Genomic DNA, 16822 nt, shown 5'->3' on the forward strand with positions numbered 1-16822 from the left:
CCCCCCCCCCCCCGCCACTACCGATGCTTTACGCCACCGGCAAGCCGCGTTCGATCAACCAGGCTTTCGCGTCTTCCGCGTCCTGCTCGAACCACGCCTTCGTAGACCCCAGCCGGTACGTATACCCCCACGCATCCATGTCGGCCATCAGCCGTTCGCTGCCGACACCGGACAGCTGCCCAGCCAGCACGATCTGCAGGTAGCAGGTAGCGTCTTCCTCGGCCACCGAGTCGGTGGCATCGGTGTGCACCTGCGCACGCCGCTCCGGCGGCAGCACGATCAGGTGGCAGGCTTCGTGCAGCATCGAGTGCACGGGCGTGTCATCGCGCACGTACACGTTGCTGGCGATGATGCCCGCCTCCGGTTCGCCCCAGTAGCTGCCGGGAATCGGTTCACCGGCGGCCACGTGGTGAAGCAACAGGCCGTGCGTGGCGAGCAGGCACTGCGCATCGGCGAAGGCGATGTCGCCCACGCAGGTGATATCCACGGCGGTTTTCGTGTCGGTCATGCGGGTCACGCAGCCCCGCCCATGCAGGCACGGGCGGGGCAGGGCATCAGGGTTTGTCCGGGCCTTCAGGCAGCGCCACGGAGATGTCCAGCACGTCGTGCTGGCCATCCTTCACCAGGTCGACCTTCACTGCATCGACGTCGATGTTCACGTACTTCTTGATCACTTCCAGCAGCTCGCGCTGCAGCAGCGGCAGGTAGTCCGGGCCACCGCGGTGGCTGCGTTCCTGCGCGATGATGATCTGCAGGCGGTTCTTGGCGGTTTCGGCGGTGGTCTTCTTCGCTTTGAGGAAATCAAACAGGCCCATGCTTACCCTCCGAACAGCTTGCTGAAGAAGCCCTTCTTCTCGACGTTGGTGAAGCGCATCGGGCGTTCTTCGCCGAGGATGCGCGCGACGGCATCTTCATAGGCCTGGCCGGCAGCGGATTCGACATCCAGGATCACCGGCTCGCCCTTGTTGGAGGCGTTGAGCACGTCGCCCGATTCCGGGATCACGCCGATCGCCTTCAGGCCGAGGACTTCCTCGACGTCGGCGATGCTCAGCATCTCGCCGCTTTCCACGCGCACCGGGGTGTAGCGGGTCAGCAGCAGGAAGGCCGGCACGTCCTGGCCGGACTCGGCCTTGTGGGTCTTCGAGTCGAGCAGGCCGATGATGCGGTCGGAGTCGCGCACCGAAGACACTTCCGGGTTCACCACCACCACCGCGCGGTCGGCGAAGTACATCGCCAGGAAGGCGCCCTTCTCGATGCCGGCCGGGGAGTCGCAGATGATGTAGTCGAAGCCGTCGGCGGCCAGGTCCTTCAGGACCTTGCCCACGCCTTCCTGGGTCAGCGCGTCCTTGTCGCGGGTCTGCGAGGCAGCCAGCACGTACAGGTTGTCGAAGCGCTTGTCCTTGATCAGGGCCTGCTTGAGGGTGGCTTCGCCGTGCACGACGTTGACGAAGTCGTACACCACGCGGCGTTCGCAGCCCATGATCAGGTCGAGGTTGCGCAGGCCGACGTCGAAGTCGATCACCGCCACCTTCTTGCCGCGCCGCGCCAGGCCGCAGGCCAGGCTCGCGCTGGAAGTGGTCTTGCCGACGCCGCCCTTGCCGGAGGTGACTACGATGATTTCAGCCAAAGGACTTCTCCTGATGATTCTGTTTGGGTGCTGCGTCAGTCCAGCGCAGCGATCTTGATCTGGTCCTGTTCCAGCCATACCTGCACGGCCTTGCCGCGCAGGTTGTCCGGCACATCGTCCAGTACCTTGTAATGGCCTGCAATGGCGACCAGTTCCGCATGGAAATCACGGCAGAAGATGCGTGCCGCGGTGTTGCCCTGGGCTCCTGCCAGCGCGCGGCCGCGCAGGGTGCCGTAGATATGGATGCTGCCATCGGCGATGACCTCGGCGCCGGCGCCGACGGTGGCCATCACGGTCAGGTCGCAGTTTTCCGCGTACAGCTGCTGGCCTGAACGCACGTTGCCCAGCTGCATGCGGCCCGGCTGCGGCGCGGCGGCATCGGCGACCTTGGCCACCGGCGCGGCGGGGGCCGGCTTGGGCTCCGCACGGACGGCGCGACGCGGTTCTGGCGCGGGCGCCGGCGGGGCCGGTTCGGCTTCGGCACGCTCGTACTGCGCGCGGAACTTGGCCAGCAACGGCAGGCCGAGCTGCTGCGAAAGCAGATCGACCGCGCTGGTGCCGTAGGCCAGTGCCACCGGCAGCACGCCCGCGCTGCGCAGGCCGTCGACCAGCGCCTGTGCGGTGGCCACGTCCGGGACCTGGCTCAGGCCGCCGAAATCGAGGATCACCGCAGCGCGGCCGAACAGCTTCGGTGCGCGGGTCACGCGCTCGCGCATTTCCTGCACGAGGCGTTCGACATCAAGAGTGCGGATGCGCAGGTTGGCGATGCCCACCTGGCCGATCTTCAGTTCACCGGCCTGTTCGTAATCGAAATTCACCGCCACGCTCAGGTCCCCGTCGGCCGCTGTGCCTGCGCCGGCAGCTGCCGGGCGCGTGTCCATGCCACATCCGGCAGCTTGCCGCGGTAGGTCTCCTGTACCCACGGATAGCTGCACAGTTCCTTGGCCAGCATGCTGGCACGCACATCGACCTGGGCCATGGTGTTCTGGCCCAGCTCGCGGAAGCCGAAGCTGCCGTGGAAGAGCAGGGCGGCATCGGCGCCATGGTCGAGGAATACCTCGCAGGTCATCTGCGGGTAGCGCAGCTCGGCGAAGCTCTGGGCGTCGGCATAGAACGCACGGCCGACGCCACCGCCGCGGCGGCGGCTGGCGACCACGATGCGGTCGATATAGAAGAACGGGGTGTCCAGCTGCTGCTTGAACCAGGCGAAGTTGCTGCTGTCGTGCTGGCTGTCGCTGCCGAAGCCGATCAGGAATCCGGCCAGGTTGCCGTCGCGCTCGGCGACGCGGAAATACTCAGCGGTTTCGTAGAACAGGCGCAGGCGGGCCGCATCCAGGGGAAGGATGGCCAGGCCAGCGTTGTTGTTCAAAGCCAGGACGGAATCGAGCTCGTGCTCGCGCACGTCGCGGATGACAATCGACATTGTGACTCCGTGGGGTAACGCGGTTGGTCCATCAAGGGACCCTGCGCACGATTATTGCATGCCCGGGGTGGGCTGCGGCATGAACAGGGGATATGCCCGAGCATGACTTTCGGCGCTTGGGAGCGGCCGTGCACGGGCTACGATGAGGGATGCTGGCCCGACTGAACCACAATGCGATGCTGCGCTACTCCGGGTTGTTCACCTGGGGCACCGTCGGCCTTTGGCTCGCGATCTACCTGATCGATCCTGTCTCGCTGACGCTGGAGACGCTGGACGGCGAAGCCGGCTTCCGTATCATTCCCTGGGCCTCGGCCTACCTGGCTTTCGGCATCGTGTACTGGGCGCTGACCCGCTCGTTGGGCGAGGGCCGTCCGGGTTTCTTCGACCACGCGGCGCTGATCCTGCTGACCGCCTGCGCGATCGGCGTGAGCTATTTTTCCGGTACCGCGCTGGGAAGCATCCTGCTGATGGTGGTGGCCGGCCTGCTGCCATGGCTGCTGGGGCCGCGCATCGGCGTGGTCTGGCTGGTGGCCAGCAACCTGGCGGTGTTGCCGGTCTATATCCAGCCGCTGGGCTTCCCGCCGTTCATCGCCGTGCTGCAGGCGGTGGGCTACATGGGCTTCTCCAGCTTCGTGTTCGTGATCGCGCTGGTGGCCCGTCGCCAGGCCGAGGCCCGCGACGAACAGCGCCGGCTCAACTCGGAACTGCGCGCCACCCGCGCCCTGCTGGCCGAGAGCGCCCGGGTCAATGAGCGCACGCGCATCTCGCGCGAGCTGCATGACCTGCTGGGCCACCAGCTGACCGCGCTGACCCTGAACCTGGAAGTGGCCGGCCACCTGGCCGACGGCCAGGCGCTGGAGCATGTGAAGCGTTCCCACGCATTGGCCAAGCTGCTGCTGGGCAACGTGCGCGAGGTGGTCAGCCAGCTGCGCGAGACCGGTGCCATCGACCTGGCTGCGGCGCTGCGCCCGTTGACCGAGAACGTGCCCTCGCTGGACATCCAGCTGGAGATCGAGGATCCCCTGAACGTGGAGGACCCGCAGCGGGCCCACGTGCTGCTGCGCTGCACCCAGGAGATCATCACCAATGCCGTGCGCCACGCCGGTGCCCGCCACCTGTGGATCAAGGTGTACCGTGAAGCGCCGGACCGGGTGGTGGTGGAGGCACGCGACGACGGCGTCGGCGCGGAAATGGTCAATGTGGGCAATGGCTTGCGCGGCATGCGCGAGCGCCTGCAACAATGTGGTGGCCAGCTGCAGGTCGAGACCCGTCCCGGCGAAGGCTTCCGCCTGCGGGCGACGGTGCCGGCAACGGTGCTGGTGGCCGCCCTTACCAAGGTTCCTGAAGGAGTACGTTGATGATTCGCGTCTGCCTGGTCGATGACCAAACCCTGGTGCGGCAGGGAATCCGCTCCCTGCTGGCGCTCGACGATGGCATCGAGGTGGTGGCCGAGGCCGGCGATGGACGGCAGGCAGTCGAGCTGATCCCGCAGGTGCGTCCCGATGTGGTCCTGATGGACATGCGCATGCCGGTGATGTCCGGGCTGGAAGCGCTGCAGGTGCTGTCACGGCAGGAGCAGCTGCCGCCGACCATCATCCTCACCACCTTCGATGACGACCAGCTGGTGCTGGCCGGGCTCAAGGCCGGTGCCAAGGGCTACCTGCTCAAGGACGTGACCCTGGCGCAGCTGGTCGGGGCCATCCGCACCGTGGCCGACGGCGGTTCGCTGGTGCAGCCGGCGGTGACCCAGCGGCTGCTGTCCGGCCTGGAACACATGCGCAACGAGTTCGTCAGCCTGGACCGGCCCGACCCGCTGACCGACCGCGAGACCGAGATCCTGCGGCTGATGGCCAGCGGATTCTCCAACAAGGAGATCGCCAACTCGCTGGGCGTGGCCGAAGGCACGATCAAGAACCACGTGTCCAACATCCTCTCCAAGCTGGGTGTGCGCGACCGTACGCGCGCCGTACTGAAGGCGTTCGAACTCCAGCTGGTCTAGGGAAAATCGTTCCGGTACAACAACTTGGGCGACGGCCGGGGGTTCCGGCCAAGCGCGCCCCCTACTGGCGGGTGGCGGTATGCGTTACCCTTCGAATTCTTTGTCCATACAAATACGCAGCCGGCAGGGAAACCGGTGCGCCAATCCCGATAAACAATGCCCGCGAAGCCTGCTAGGATTGGCGCTTCGCTTCAATCAACCCGGCCGTGGGATCGGCCCCGGAGACTCTCTGAATGACCCGTATTATCGAGTTCCTGATCGCCTTGGGGATCGTGGCTGGCCTGTTCGTCATCATTGGCGTATGTCTGCCGGGCGAGCGTCACATCACCGAAAGCATCGAGACCAACCGCAAGATGACGATCGTGTACGACACGGTCAGCAGCCTGCGCCGCTTCAAGGACTGGAACCCGCTGGTACTGCGCGATCCCGCCGTTGAACTGAAGCTGTCCGGCCCGGCCTCCGGCGTCGGTGCCACTCTCGACTTCACCTCCAAGGACCTGGGCACCGGCTCCTGGAAGATCACCGAAGCCGAAGAGAACAAGCGCGTTGCGATCGCCATCGAAGACCCGACCAAGGGTCACGACAAGGTCACCACCTTCACCCTGGAGCCGACCGGCAAGGGTGGCCGCAACGTCAAGATCACCCAGGACTACTCGGTGAAGTACGGCTTCGACCTGTTCGGTCGTTATGCCGGCCTGTATGTCAGCCGCCAGATCGGCGACGACATCAAGATGGGCCTGTCGCGCATGGCCAACATGCTCGCCACCGTCCCGAACGTCGACTACCGCACCCCGGAAGCGCCGCTGACCGATCTGGCCATCGTCGATGTGCCGGCTGAAGACCTGCTGGTCGTCAACGCCGGTAACGTGGACCGCGGTCAGGACACGATCACCAAGTCCATCAAGGACAACCAGGAGTGGATCAAGCGCGTGATGGAGGCCAATGGCCTTGAAGCCGCTGGCCCGTTCCGGATCATCACCACCGACTTCGGTGCTGAGAAGTACGCCTTCGACATCGCCCAGCCGGTGAAGAAGAAGGGTGCTGAAGGTGCCACCGCTGAAGAGCTGACCGTCAAGATCGACGGCGGCGCTCCGGTCAAGTACGTGCACGTTGCTCCGCACCGTTCGGCGCATGCGGCCTACGCTGGCCACATGGCAGGTCTGGACGTGGCCCGCAACGGCCTGCGTGCCTGGGCCGTGACCTCGGGCAACGAAGTCATCGACCGTCCGTACGAGACCTGGAAGGACGGCATCGACAAGTCGTTCACCCAGGACGGTACCTACGACATCTACTGGGCCGTCAAGTAAGCCTCGGCTGACCCATGTAGTGTTGGACACGAAAACGCGCCGCTTCTTGCGGCGCGTTTTTTTTCATCTGGCGCCCGGCAAGGGCGTTGCGCAAGGAGCCCTCATGTTCAATCTCGAACGCCGTGCCCGTAAGCCTTCCCTGCTGGCCTGCCTGGGGGCATTGCTGGCCGCCGCCTCGATCGGCCTGTCCGCCTATGCCTCGCATGGGGTGGCCGATCCGTTGGCGCAGCAGCATCTGAACATGGCAGCGCTGTACGCATTCGCGCACGGTGCGGTGCTGGTGGCGCTGGGCCCGCGTGCGCAGGGGGCGATCGCGCACCTGGCGTTGTACGTACTGCTGCTGGGCGTGCTGCTGTTTTCCGGCAGCCTGGTGGGCGGGGCGTTGTGGCAGTGGCCGACGCGGATGGCGCCGATCGGCGGCACCAGCATGATGGCCGGATGGGTGTTGCTGGCGATCAATGCGTTGAGGCGGTGACGGCAGCCGGGCTGTCGATTCGATCCATGCTGATGCGATCGTGATGGTTCATGGGCGTTACTTTTCCTTTCGCGCGAAAAGAAAAGTAACCAAAAGAAACGCGCCGCCGGCCGCGAGCCGGTGCTGCGCACCGGTGCCCTGCGCTCCTCGGCCCGTCGAGGGACGGTGCGGAGAGCAGCCGAGCATGGCTCGGCTCTACAGAATCGCACGCACCTCTTCGCCCTCGACGGACCTGCGGTGCTCGGCTCGCTTGAAGGCGGACCCAACAGCCGCGCGCTGATCCGTTGCAGAAGCTTCGAGCGAAGCGACCGGCTTTTGCCTTTGCTCTCTTGTTCCATTCCGTGGCGGATGCACACGGAAACTGTCAGAGGCGGGGCGGGTGGGCTGGACAGGGGTATCCGCGCCATGGATGGCGCGGCTAAGCCTCCAGGGACGGATTTACGGCGTCCCCTGCGCAGCCTACCCGCCCGGACAGCGCCATGAATTTCGCCTTGCGGCCGCCACGAGGGGCTCAGCCGTTGGCCGGTCTCCAGCACCAGTGCCAGGGTTCGTAGACGATGCCGTGCGGGTTGTCACGCGGGTAGCTCAGCTGGAAGCCGTGCGCGCCGGCATGGCGCTGCAGCCAGGCAAACGCATCGGTGGCGTCGAAGGATTCCTCTGCCGGCGCATCGCCCGGCGTACCGATGTCCAGCGCATGGCCGCTGTGGTGTTCGCTGAAGCCCGGCGCGGCATTGACCTTCAGGATCTCGGCCACGCCCAGCCCGCGTGCCAGCTTCCGTTCGAAGATGCCCAGCTGGTAGGCATGGCTGCGAAAACCAGAGATCGCGTCCAGTGCCACGCCATCCCGTGCAGCGTGCAGGCGCATCCGGCGCCAGCCCTGCGCAGCGCCGCGGCGCAGCCACAGCGGGCGGGCGAAGCGGTCACGACCGGCGAAATGCAGCAGGCAGGGTTCGGCCTCCAGCGGCAGGCCGCTGTCGTCTGCGTAGCGCTGGGCGTCCAGGCCCAGCTGCTGCAGGCGCTGCTGCAGCCCGGCCAGCGGAAGCCATTGATCTTCCAGCGCTGCCCCGAATGGCCGAGCTGCCACTGCGTCCAGCAGTGCCAGCGCTTCCTCGACCCCGGGTTCGCGCGGCAGTCGTGGCACCATCGAATGCACGCCGCGCGGCAGTACGGCCGCCAGATAGCGGCCATCACGCTTGCGCCGCAGCACCCAGCGCGCCTGCGCCAACAGGCGCGCGTCCAGGTTGCTGCGCGCGCGCAGCAGGCCGGCGGGCCACAACTCGATGGTCGCGGTATTGATCAGCAGGGGCGGGCGTCGTTGCATCGCCGCAGCTTACTGCCGCGGCGCCGATGCGGCCACCTTGCGCAGGGCATCGAGCAGCACCTGCGGCCGATCCACGCTGAGCAGCAGCGTGCTGCCATCGCTGACCGGCAGGGCAAGCACGCGCGCGCGATCGGTGACCAGGGCGAATCCCTTGCCGCCGCCCTGCAGGCGGAAGTGGCCCGAATAGAAGCCCGGCATTGCATAGCCGTTGGTCTTGAAACGGATGCCGTAGCGGCGGTCACGGCCGAGATCGACCACCTCCGCCTGGTCCAGTCGCAGCGTTGCCACTGGAACACGCCGGCGATACAGGGTCGAGCGCACATCCAGCACGTCGCCGGCCAGTTCCACGCGGCGGCGGAAGAAGGCCGCGCCCAGCCCGATGCCAAGCGCGGCGATCACCAGCAGGCTCCAGGCGGCACTGCCGCCCATGCGGAACCAGGGCGGCGAGAGCGTCACTTCGATCCAGGGCGCGGTGGCCGGTGCCTTGTACAGCTGCGCATACACGCAGGCCACGAAGGCGGCCAGCAGCGGCAGCACGATCCACAGCACGCGCAACGGCGAGCTGTCGGCCACCTCGTACTGCTTCGGATCGCTGGCGCTCATCGCTGCGCCTCCACCCAGCGCGCCACATCGGCGATCAGCCCGGCATCGACATGACCCGGCTGGGCGTACTCTTTCAGTGAGCTGGGGCCGCTGCCGGCCACGCCGATATGGTTCAGGGCCGGGTAGGCGTGCCATTGGACATCCTTGTGACCGTCCAGCGCCTGCTTCCACAGCTGCCAATCCGCATCGGGCACCTGGAAATCGCGGCCGCCGTGCAGCATCAGCAGTGGCTTGTGCAGGGCCTTCGCGTCGGCGCGTGCGTTGACTGCCTCGATGCTCTGCCAGAACGACTGCGGCACGCCCAGCGGCAGTTCGCTGGCGGCAACCGGCGCACTGCCGCGGGCGGCGGCGATCTGCGCGTCGAGCGTGTCCAGGAAAGCCTGTTCGGGTTCGCTGATGCCGCCGTCCAGGCTGAGCAGATAGCGGTTCTGTTCGGGCAGCAGTTCCAGCAGGGTGCGTGCCGGGGCAGCCCACAGGATCGCGCCGCGCGCCTGCGGCCAGCGGCTGGCAATGCGCGGGGCCAGCATGCCGCCCTGGCTGTGGCCGAGTACGAAGATGCGCTGCCTGTCGATGCGCGGGTCCGATGCCAGCGCGGTCAGCGCGGCCACGGCGTCGTCGGTGGTTTCATCATCGACGGTGAAGGTGCGGCCCTGGAAATCCTGCGGACGGGCGAGGGTGCGCTTGTCATAGCGCAGCACGGCGATGCCCTGTGCGGCCAGGCCGCGGGCAATGTCCAGGAACGGGCGGCTGCCACCGAGAGTCTCGTCGCGGTCCTGCGGCCCCGAGCCGTGCACCAGCAGCACCGCCGGGAACGGGCCCTTCCCCTTGGGCAGAGCCAGCGTGCCCGGCAGCGCACCGCGCACCTGCGGCACGCTGAAATCAGCTTCGCTGTAGACCGCATCGGCCGGTGGTGGCGCTGCCTTGGCTGGCGGAGCGGGGCGCAGCATCAGCCCGGCGATCTTGTCCTGCGCATCCACCGCCACCTGCGCGACGACCGCGCCGCTGGCGAACTGCAGCGGCACTTCCACCAGATGCACGCCTTGCAGTTCGCTGCTGTGGGCGCCGCCGCGCTGTTGCAGCTCGCCCAGCGATTGCCACAGCCCCTGCAGCTTCTCGGCCGGTACGGCGCTGGCCATCTGCGGGGTGAACATCGCTTCGGCTTCGGCGATGCGCCCGGCCTGCAGGTGGTCCAGCAGTTGCGTGGCAACCTGCTGCGGCTCGGTGGCCAGGGCGCCGCCGCTGAAGGCGGCCAGTGCGATGGCGAACAGGGTGGGGCGCAGGCGCATGGTCATTGCTCCTTCTTGAAGACCAGCATCGCCGGGCGCATCGGCGCCGGGATGATGATGTTGACCAGCTCCCAGCCCAGTTGGCCCTGGCGGCTGAGTTCGGCCTGGATGTCCTCGGCCTTGTGCAGGCCCATCATGGACGTCTTGACCTCGATGGTCTGGTAGCTCCAGCGCTTGCTCATTCCTTGTCCTCCGGCGATGGCTTGGGTTTCGGCAGGCGTCCTGCCTTGCGCAGGGCGTCGCGCAGCACGTATTCGATCTGCGCGTTGAGGCTGCGCAGCTCATCGTCAGCCCAGCGCTGTGCCGCGGCCAGGACCTCGGCATTGATGCGCAGCGGATAGGCTTTCTTCTCACTCATGAAAACTCCTGGCGGGGCGGTGGGGCGCCCCGTTGCGAGGGTGGTTCAGTACAGCGAACCGGCATTGACGATCGGCTGGGTGCCGCGGTCCGAGCACAGCACGGTCAGCAGGTTGCTGACCATGTGCGCCTTGCGTTCCTCATCCAGCTGCACCACGCCGTTCTTCTGCAGTTCGGCCAGGGCCATCTCGACCATGCCGACCGCGCCGGCAACGATGCGCGTGCGCGCGGCGATCACCGCATTGGCCTGCTGCCGCTGCAGCATCGCCTGGGCGATTTCGGCGGCGTAGGCGAGGTGGCTGATGCGCGCGTCGATCACCTGCACGCCGGCATCGGCCAGGCGCTCGGCCAGCTCGTTCTTCAGGTGCTGGGAGATCTCGCTGGCATGGCTGCGCAGGGCCAGCTGGCCTTCCTCGTGCTGGTCATAGGGATAGCTGGTGGCCATCGCGCGCAGCGCCGATTCGGACTGGATGTGCACGAAGCTCTCGTAGTCATCCACGTTGTAGACCGCCTCGGAGGCATCGACCACCTGCCAGACGATCACCGCGGCGATCTCGATCGGGCTGCCGTCCAGCTCGTTGACCTTCAGTTTGCCGCTTTCGAAGTTGCGCACGCGCTGGCTGACCCGGCGCTTGCTGAAGAAGGGATTGTTCCAGCGCAGGCCGTTGTCCTTCACGGTGCCGACGTACTTGCCGAACAGGCTGAGCACCGCGGCCTGGTTGGGCTGGATGGTGTACAGGCCGGCCAGGACGAACATGCCCGCCGCGACCAGCAGGACGCCCAGCAGCATCAGCAGCAGGTTGGGCGAGCCGGTGCTGGCCTTGGCGGCAACCCCGAGCACGAACACGGCGGCACCGGCGAGGGCGACGAGCAGGGCGCCGGCCAGCGTGCCGAGGCCGTTGAGCGAGGACAGCGACTTCTCTTTCATGGCAGTACGTCCTTGAGGGTTCGGAATTAAGATATCAAAGTGATATCAGATGAGGGTTGCCGTTCGTCGGATGCCGTGGCCGGGGTGCCCGGCCAGCTAGAATGCCCACCCGCCTTCACATCGCTGCTGGAACCGCCATGGCCAAGCTTGGAACTCCGTTGTCCCCCTCCGCCACCCGCGTGCTGCTGCTGGGCTCGGGTGAACTCGGCAAGGAGGTGGCCATCGAGCTGCAGCGGCTGGGCGTGGAAGTGATCGCCGCCGATCGCTATGCCGATGCGCCGGCAATGCAGGTCGCGCATCGCTCGCACGTGATCGACATGCTGGACGCGATGGCCCTGCGCGCGCTGATCGCCCAGGAACAGCCGCACCTGGTGGTGCCGGAGATCGAAGCCATCCACACCGAGACCCTGGTCCAGCTGGAACAGGAGCAGGGCCTGCGGGTGATCCCGACCGCGCGCGCCGCACGCCTGACCATGGACCGTGAAGGCATCCGCCGCCTGGCCGCCGAGACCCTCGGGCTGCCGACCTCGCCGTACCGCTTCGTCGATACCGAGGCCGAGTACCGTGCCGCGGTGGCCGCGATCGGCCTGCCGTGCGTGGTCAAGCCGGTGATGTCCTCCTCGGGCAAGGGCCAGAGCACGCTGCGCAGCGAGGCGGACATCGCCCCGGCCTGGGACTACGCACAGACCGGTGGCCGTGCCGGTGCCGGCCGCTGCATCGTCGAAGGTTTCATCGACTTCGATTACGAGATCACCCTGCTGACCGTGCGCCACGCCGGTGGCACCTCGTTCTGCGCGCCGATCGGCCACCTGCAGAAGGACGGCGATTACCGTGAGAGCTGGCAGCCGCAGCCGATGTCGAGCGCGGCGCTGGCACGTGCGGAAGAAATCTCGCGTGCGATCACCGACGACCTCGGCGGTTGGGGCCTGTTCGGCGTCGAGCTGTTCGTGAAGGGCGACGAGGTGTGGTTCAGCGAAGTGTCGCCGCGTCCGCACGACACCGGCCTGGTGACGCTGGTCTCGCAGGAGCTGAGCGAGTTCGCGCTGCATGCGCGCGCGATCCTCGGCCTGCCGATTCCGGTGATCCGCCAGAGCGGCCCGTCGGCCTCGTGCGCGCTGCTGGCGCATGGCGAAGGCGTGCCGTACTTCAACAACGTCGCTGCTGCGCTGCAGGTGCCGGATACCGCCGTGCGCCTGTTCGGCAAGCCCAGCGTGCACGGCCACCGCCGCGTCGGCGTGACCCTGGCACGCGCGGAAACCATCGACGAAGCGCGTTCGATCGCACGCGACGCCGCCGACGCCATCGGCGTCGAACTGCGCCCGTAAAGAAGAAGCGACGACCAACGGTCGTCGCCTACCGGATTCCGGTGGGTACCGACCGTTGGTCGGTACCGCATCAATATCGCCTTACGGCTTCACGTCCACCCACACCAGGTGGTGGTCGCTGCCGTCGGCGATCTTCGCTTCGGGGCTTTCATTGGCCGGCCAGAAGATGCCGCTGCCGATGTACTCGAAACCGGTCGAGGGCAGCACGTAGTCCAGGCGCATGGTGCCGGACTTCGGGCCGAAATCGCCGGTGGCATGGAACGGCGCGCCCTTGCGCGCGATGCCCTTGGCCGCATAGGCCAGGCTGGTCTGCTCGCCACCGACGCTGCGCGGGGTGGGGTAGCGCAGCACGCGGGCGTTCTCGATCAGTTCGACGATCGCTTCATGGCGGCCATCACCATCGACCGGGTCGTTGTTGAGGTCGCCGAGGATCACGAAGCGTGCGTCCTGGGCCAGGCCGCCGCACTGGCCCTTGTCGTCGCACAGCCACGGCTTGTCACCCTTGGACAGGTATTCCTGCCACAGGCGCAGCTCGTCGTGGTTGCGCGCGGCGTTGCGCTTCTCCGGGCCGTCGAACACCGGCGGCGTCGGGTGCGAGACCAGTGCGTGCACCACGCCGGCCGGGGTCTTCACCGGCACGTCCCAATGCGACTTGGAGGACAGCCGCAGCTGCGACCACACGTGGTCGTTGTAGAAGCTCTTGCCGGTGCGCGGATCAAGCGGACGGATCGCGCCCGGCATCGTGCTCCACTTCAGCAGCTGGAAGCTGCGCACCTTGGCTTCATCGATCGGGTAGCGCGACAGCACCAGCATGCCGTACTGGCCCGGGTGCAGGCCGTAGCCCCAGGCATCGTTGCCGCGGCTGCGGCCTTCGCCGCCGACCACGCCGTTGTTGTCCAGGTCCAGGCCGCTGGGCACGCCGGTGTTGACCGGCGCCAGGTAGCGGTAGGCGAAGTGCAGCGGCTTGCCGCCGCCGGGCTGGGCCACTTCCAGGTAGCGCTTCTGGAACAGGTCGGCGGCGCGGTGGGCGTCGTCGAAGTCGAACTCGTTCAGCAGCACCAGATCCGGGCGCACCTGCTGCAGCACCGCGGCGATCTTGCGTGCGTGCTCGCTGTCGCCTTCCAGTTCCTTGATCAGGCCACCGGCGTCATCGGAGTACAGCGAGGTGTTGTAGGTGGCCAGGCGCAGCGCAGCGGACGGCTTTTCGGTCATCGCAGGGGACGTGGCGAAGGCAGGGGCAGTGGCGCCGCAGAGCAGGGCCAGGGCGAGGATCAGGGGTTTGGCGTTCATGGGCCGTATTGTGCACCCGGCCCGGTGTCAGCGGTTTGTCAGCGCCCGTCCAGATCATGGTCGAAATCGTGCCAGCGGCGGCCGTCGTAGGCCTCCAGCGGATGGAAGCGGCGCTTGTAGTCCATCTTCTGGTGGCCGCGGATCCAGTAGCCCAGGTAGACGTGCGGCAGGCCCTCGCGGCGGGCCCATTCGATCTGCTGCAGGATCGCGAAGGTACCCAGCCCGCGCGCGGCGTGCTCCGGGTCGAAGAAGGTGTAGACCGCCGACAGGCCGTGCTCGGTGACGTCGGTCACCGCCACCCCCAGCAGCTGGCTGGGCTGGCCGTCGTGGCCGGGCAGGCGCATCTCCATGAAGCGGGTGTGCGACCAGCTGCCGATCAGGAACTGCTCGAACTCGTGCGGGCCGTGGTCGTCCATGCCGCCGTTGGCGTGGCGGTGCACCAGGTAGCGGTGATACAGCGCGAACAGGTCGTCGCGCGCGGTGGCGGCGGTGATTCGCACCTCAAGGTCTTCATTGCGGGCCGCGCAACGGCGCTGGCTGCGGTCCGGGGCGAAGCGCGCCACCGGGATGCGCACTGCCACGCAGGCCTGGCAGTGCGCGCAATGCGGCCGGTAGACCAGGTCACCGCTGCGGCGGAAGCCCCAGCTCAGCGCCAGCGGATACAGGCCGCCGAGGCGGCGGTCGTGCGGGTCCAGCACCAGGTCGCGCGCCACCCGGTCCGACCAGTACCCGCAGGGGTGCTCGCCGGTCTGGAAAAGTCGCAGTTCGTCGTCTCTGTCGCCATGCATCGCCATGGGCACAGCATAGCCCCAGCCCGTCGCAGTGGCGGCGACTGTCCGCCGGATGAATGGAACCGGCAGCGGCGTCAACCGATGTCGCGCCCGGGCGTTGTTGTCCCCCGAGGGTGAAGTGATCACCCCGACGCTGTTCCCATCCCCAGGAGTGACCTCATGATCCGTACCCCCCTGCTGCTGGCCCTGCTGCTCGGCACCTCCGCTTCCGGTATCGCGCTGGCGGCCGACACCCCGACCACGCCGGCGCAGCGCCCGGCCAAGCTGGACACCAATGGCGACGGCGTCATCGACCGCAGCGAAGCCGCTGCCAACCCGCGTCTGGCGGCGAAGTTCGACGAACTGGACAAGAACAAGGACGGCAAGCTCTCGCGCGATGAACTGCCGCGCTGGAAGCACGGTCGCCGTGGCCACGGCGGCGAGCGCTGGGCCAAGCTGGACGTCAACAAGGACGGCCGCATCAGCCGCGAGGAAGCCAAGGCCGATCCGCGCCTGGCCGCGCGCTTCGACCAGCTCGACCTCAACAAGGACGGCTACCTGGACAAGGCCGACCGCGAACTGCGCGTGAAGCAGATGCGTGATGCCTGGTTCGCCGCGGCCGACACCAACAATGATGGCCAGCTGAGCAAGGCCGAGTTCGATGCGGCCAAGCGCCCGATGCACGGTGGTCCGCGTCAGGGCGGCCCACGTGACGGCGCCATGCCGAAGCCGCAGCGCTGAGAGCCAGCGCAATGAACGACGACAACGCCGGCGCACTGCCGGCGTTGTCCGTTACAGGCGGCCGCTGCGCACCAGCGAGTACAGCACCAGCGCGATCACCATCAGGTTCATGGCGATGATGCCGGTGCGGCCGTACATCGACTCGTATTTCCAGTTGATGCCCGTGCGCCCGCGCCGTGCCGAGTCGCGCACGATCATCGGCGCCATCACCCGCTGCAGCGGTACCAGGCACTGGTAGTTGACCACCCCCAGACCGACCGCCAGCACCGCCAGCTGTGCCCAGACCGGTACCTGCAGCATCACCGCCAGCAGGATCGCCAGGCACCAGAACATGCCGGTGGTGATGTTGAGGTAGAGGAAGCGACGCACGCCGGCGCGCTCGGCATCGGTCTCGGTGTACGACATCAGGAAGCGTCCGCCCAGATAGCTGCCGATCGCTCCGCCAATCACGCCGCCGATGACCGCGCCCCAGCTTTCCGCCGGCAGCACGTGCAGCTGGCCCAGCGTGGCGGTCAACGAGCCCATCGCGGTGCCGCCCGCCGCACTGGCGCCGCCGAGCCCGAGTTTGCTGCCACCGATGCCGACGCCGGTGCCGAGCAGGATCGCCGCGCTGGCGGTGCCGGGCGCGGCCACCAGCACCATCGACACCACGGCCGTGGCGAACGCCGCACTCGGGGCACTGCTGCGGGCGAATTCGCCGAAGCGTTGCAGCAGGCCGTCACGCACCTGGGCGCGGGCACGCGACAGCCGCTTGCGCACGGCGGCGTCGCTGAGCCCGAGCAGGTCGGCTACCTGTTGCGAACGCTGGCCTTCGCGGTAGTACAGCAGCAGGACTTCGCGGCTGTCGGCCGGCAACGCGGAAATGATGTCTTCGGCGGCGATCTCTTCTTCCACCCGCTGCAGCCGGTCGGCCGCACCTGGCGCCGGGTCGGCGGCCATGCCCAGCGCCACTTCGGCCGCCTCTCCGGTCAGCGGCCGGCCACGCTGCGCACGCAGCCAGTCGCGGGCCAGGTTGCGGGTGATCTGCCGCAGCCAGGGCAGGAAGCTGGTTGAACTGCGCAGCTGGTGCAGCTGCTGCCAGCCCTTCACGAAGGCTTCCTGGGCGATGTCCTCGCTGGCCTGGCGGTCGCGGGTGATGGCCAGCGCGATGGCGGTGACCGTGTTCTGGCAGGCCAGCACGATGCGGCCATAGGCATGCTGGCAGCCGCCAGCGGCGGCCGGCAGTTCGCGTTCCAGGGTCTGGTCGATCGATGCGGCGAAGGTCGTCACGGCGGCGGCTCTCCTGCTGGGATTGTGTCCCATGACGGAGCCGCGCGCGAAGTGTGACCGGCCTTCAGTGCGGTAGTGCCGGCCGCTGGCCGGCAACCTCA

The 16822-nt window shown here is 67.5% G+C and carries 20 protein-coding genes; 6 read left to right on the top strand and 14 right to left on the bottom strand.

Going from position 1 to position 16822, the window contains the following annotated elements; translation table 11 throughout:
- Positions 1-28 precede the first annotated feature (28 nt).
- The 5 genes from QRO93_RS17595 to QRO93_RS17615 are packed head-to-tail and all read right to left on the bottom strand — an operon-like array spanning position 29 to position 3050.
- A complete protein-coding gene (locus QRO93_RS17595; protein ID WP_180879497.1) occupies positions 29-508 on the bottom strand; it encodes a hypothetical protein in 480 nt (159 codons plus the stop codon).
- A gap of 46 nt (positions 509-554) precedes the next feature.
- The gene (gene minE, locus QRO93_RS17600) at positions 555-815 is read right to left on the bottom strand and encodes a cell division topological specificity factor MinE (protein WP_005408532.1); all 261 of its coding nucleotides are present in this window, start codon (positions 813-815) and stop codon (positions 555-557) included.
- Between the two features lie 2 nt (positions 816-817).
- Positions 818-1627 (bottom strand): septum site-determining protein MinD, encoded by an 810-nt coding sequence (minD, locus tag QRO93_RS17605; protein ID WP_006424120.1) that lies wholly within the window; start codon positions 1625-1627, stop codon positions 818-820.
- Between the two features lie 35 nt (positions 1628-1662).
- Positions 1663-2508 carry a septum site-determining protein MinC gene (minC, locus tag QRO93_RS17610; protein WP_049457735.1) on the bottom strand — a complete coding sequence of 282 codons (846 nt, stop codon included), beginning with the start codon at positions 2506-2508 and terminating at the stop codon, positions 1663-1665.
- Positions 2454-3050 (bottom strand): GNAT family N-acetyltransferase, encoded by a 597-nt coding sequence (locus QRO93_RS17615; RefSeq protein WP_008267255.1) that lies wholly within the window; start codon positions 3048-3050, stop codon positions 2454-2456. The genes minC and QRO93_RS17615 overlap by 55 nt, the downstream gene beginning before the upstream one ends.
- 149 nt (positions 3051-3199) lie before the next feature.
- Here QRO93_RS17615 and QRO93_RS17620 point away from each other — a divergent pair, with 149 nt between their 5' ends.
- From QRO93_RS17620 to QRO93_RS17635, 4 genes are all read left to right on the top strand, one after another.
- Positions 3200-4408: a sensor histidine kinase gene (locus QRO93_RS17620; protein WP_053449103.1), complete on the top strand. Its 1209-nt coding sequence runs from the start codon at positions 3200-3202 to the stop codon at positions 4406-4408.
- The gene (locus QRO93_RS17625; protein WP_006424175.1) at positions 4408-5049 is read left to right on the top strand and encodes a response regulator transcription factor; all 642 of its coding nucleotides are present in this window, start codon (positions 4408-4410) and stop codon (positions 5047-5049) included. Before QRO93_RS17620 ends, QRO93_RS17625 begins: the two co-directional genes overlap by 1 nt.
- A gap of 233 nt (positions 5050-5282) precedes the next feature.
- Positions 5283-6356: an SRPBCC family protein gene (locus QRO93_RS17630; protein ID WP_053449104.1), complete on the top strand. Its 1074-nt coding sequence runs from the start codon at positions 5283-5285 to the stop codon at positions 6354-6356.
- Positions 6357-6459: 103 nt separating this feature from the next.
- Positions 6460-6831 carry a DUF423 domain-containing protein gene (locus QRO93_RS17635; protein ID WP_019659313.1) on the top strand — a complete coding sequence of 124 codons (372 nt, stop codon included), beginning with the start codon at positions 6460-6462 and terminating at the stop codon, positions 6829-6831.
- A 511-nt stretch (positions 6832-7342) separates the two neighbouring features.
- Here the strand turns inward: QRO93_RS17635 and QRO93_RS17640 are convergent.
- From QRO93_RS17640 to QRO93_RS17665, 6 genes are read right to left on the bottom strand one after another with little or no spacing between them, the layout of a single operon-like run.
- A complete protein-coding gene (locus QRO93_RS17640) occupies positions 7343-8152 on the bottom strand; it encodes a D-alanyl-D-alanine carboxypeptidase family protein (RefSeq protein ID WP_053511828.1) in 810 nt (269 codons plus the stop codon).
- 9 nt (positions 8153-8161) lie between these two features.
- Positions 8162-8755 (bottom strand): PH domain-containing protein, encoded by a 594-nt coding sequence (locus tag QRO93_RS17645; RefSeq protein WP_053449106.1) that lies wholly within the window; start codon positions 8753-8755, stop codon positions 8162-8164.
- Positions 8752-10041 carry an alpha/beta fold hydrolase gene (locus QRO93_RS17650; RefSeq protein ID WP_053449107.1) on the bottom strand — a complete coding sequence of 430 codons (1290 nt, stop codon included), beginning with the start codon at positions 10039-10041 and terminating at the stop codon, positions 8752-8754. The genes QRO93_RS17645 and QRO93_RS17650 overlap by 4 nt, the downstream gene beginning before the upstream one ends.
- 2 nt (positions 10042-10043) lie before the next feature.
- Positions 10044-10223, bottom strand: a complete 180-nt coding sequence (locus QRO93_RS17655; protein ID WP_053449108.1) for a DUF4177 domain-containing protein — start codon at positions 10221-10223, stop codon at positions 10044-10046.
- A complete protein-coding gene (locus tag QRO93_RS17660; RefSeq protein WP_005412615.1) occupies positions 10220-10399 on the bottom strand; it encodes a hypothetical protein in 180 nt (59 codons plus the stop codon). Before QRO93_RS17660 ends, QRO93_RS17655 begins: the two co-directional genes overlap by 4 nt.
- Before the next feature lie 45 nt (positions 10400-10444).
- On the bottom strand, positions 10445-11326 hold the full coding sequence (locus tag QRO93_RS17665) for an SPFH domain-containing protein (RefSeq protein WP_053449109.1): 882 nt from the start codon (positions 11324-11326) through the stop codon (positions 10445-10447).
- A 137-nt stretch (positions 11327-11463) separates the two neighbouring features.
- Between QRO93_RS17665 and purT the strand changes: the two genes are divergently transcribed.
- Positions 11464-12651 (top strand): formate-dependent phosphoribosylglycinamide formyltransferase, encoded by a 1188-nt coding sequence (gene purT, locus QRO93_RS17670; RefSeq protein ID WP_135966100.1) that lies wholly within the window; start codon positions 11464-11466, stop codon positions 12649-12651.
- 81 nt (positions 12652-12732) lie between these two features.
- Here purT and QRO93_RS17675 read toward each other — a convergent pair whose 3' ends face one another.
- Both QRO93_RS17675 and QRO93_RS17680 read right to left on the bottom strand, forming a co-directional pair.
- Positions 12733-13941, bottom strand: coding sequence for an endonuclease/exonuclease/phosphatase family protein (locus QRO93_RS17675; protein ID WP_285304299.1), 1209 nt, complete (start codon positions 13939-13941; stop codon positions 12733-12735).
- Between the two features lie 38 nt (positions 13942-13979).
- Positions 13980-14735 carry an arginyltransferase gene (locus QRO93_RS17680; protein WP_180879501.1) on the bottom strand — a complete coding sequence of 252 codons (756 nt, stop codon included), beginning with the start codon at positions 14733-14735 and terminating at the stop codon, positions 13980-13982.
- A 156-nt stretch (positions 14736-14891) separates the two neighbouring features.
- Here QRO93_RS17680 and QRO93_RS17685 point away from each other — a divergent pair, with 156 nt between their 5' ends.
- Complete coding sequence (locus tag QRO93_RS17685; protein WP_053449112.1) at positions 14892-15452, top strand: EF-hand domain-containing protein; 561 nt, start codon at positions 14892-14894, stop codon at positions 15450-15452.
- A gap of 51 nt (positions 15453-15503) precedes the next feature.
- Here QRO93_RS17685 and QRO93_RS17690 read toward each other — a convergent pair whose 3' ends face one another.
- Complete coding sequence (locus tag QRO93_RS17690) at positions 15504-16721, bottom strand: RNA polymerase sigma factor (RefSeq protein ID WP_180879503.1); 1218 nt, start codon at positions 16719-16721, stop codon at positions 15504-15506.
- Positions 16722-16822: the final 101 nt, after the last annotated feature.

This window comes from Stenotrophomonas maltophilia group sp. Smal17 (genome assembly GCF_030237045.1).
In the GTDB taxonomy this organism is placed as follows: domain Bacteria; phylum Pseudomonadota; class Gammaproteobacteria; order Xanthomonadales; family Xanthomonadaceae; genus Stenotrophomonas; species Stenotrophomonas forensis.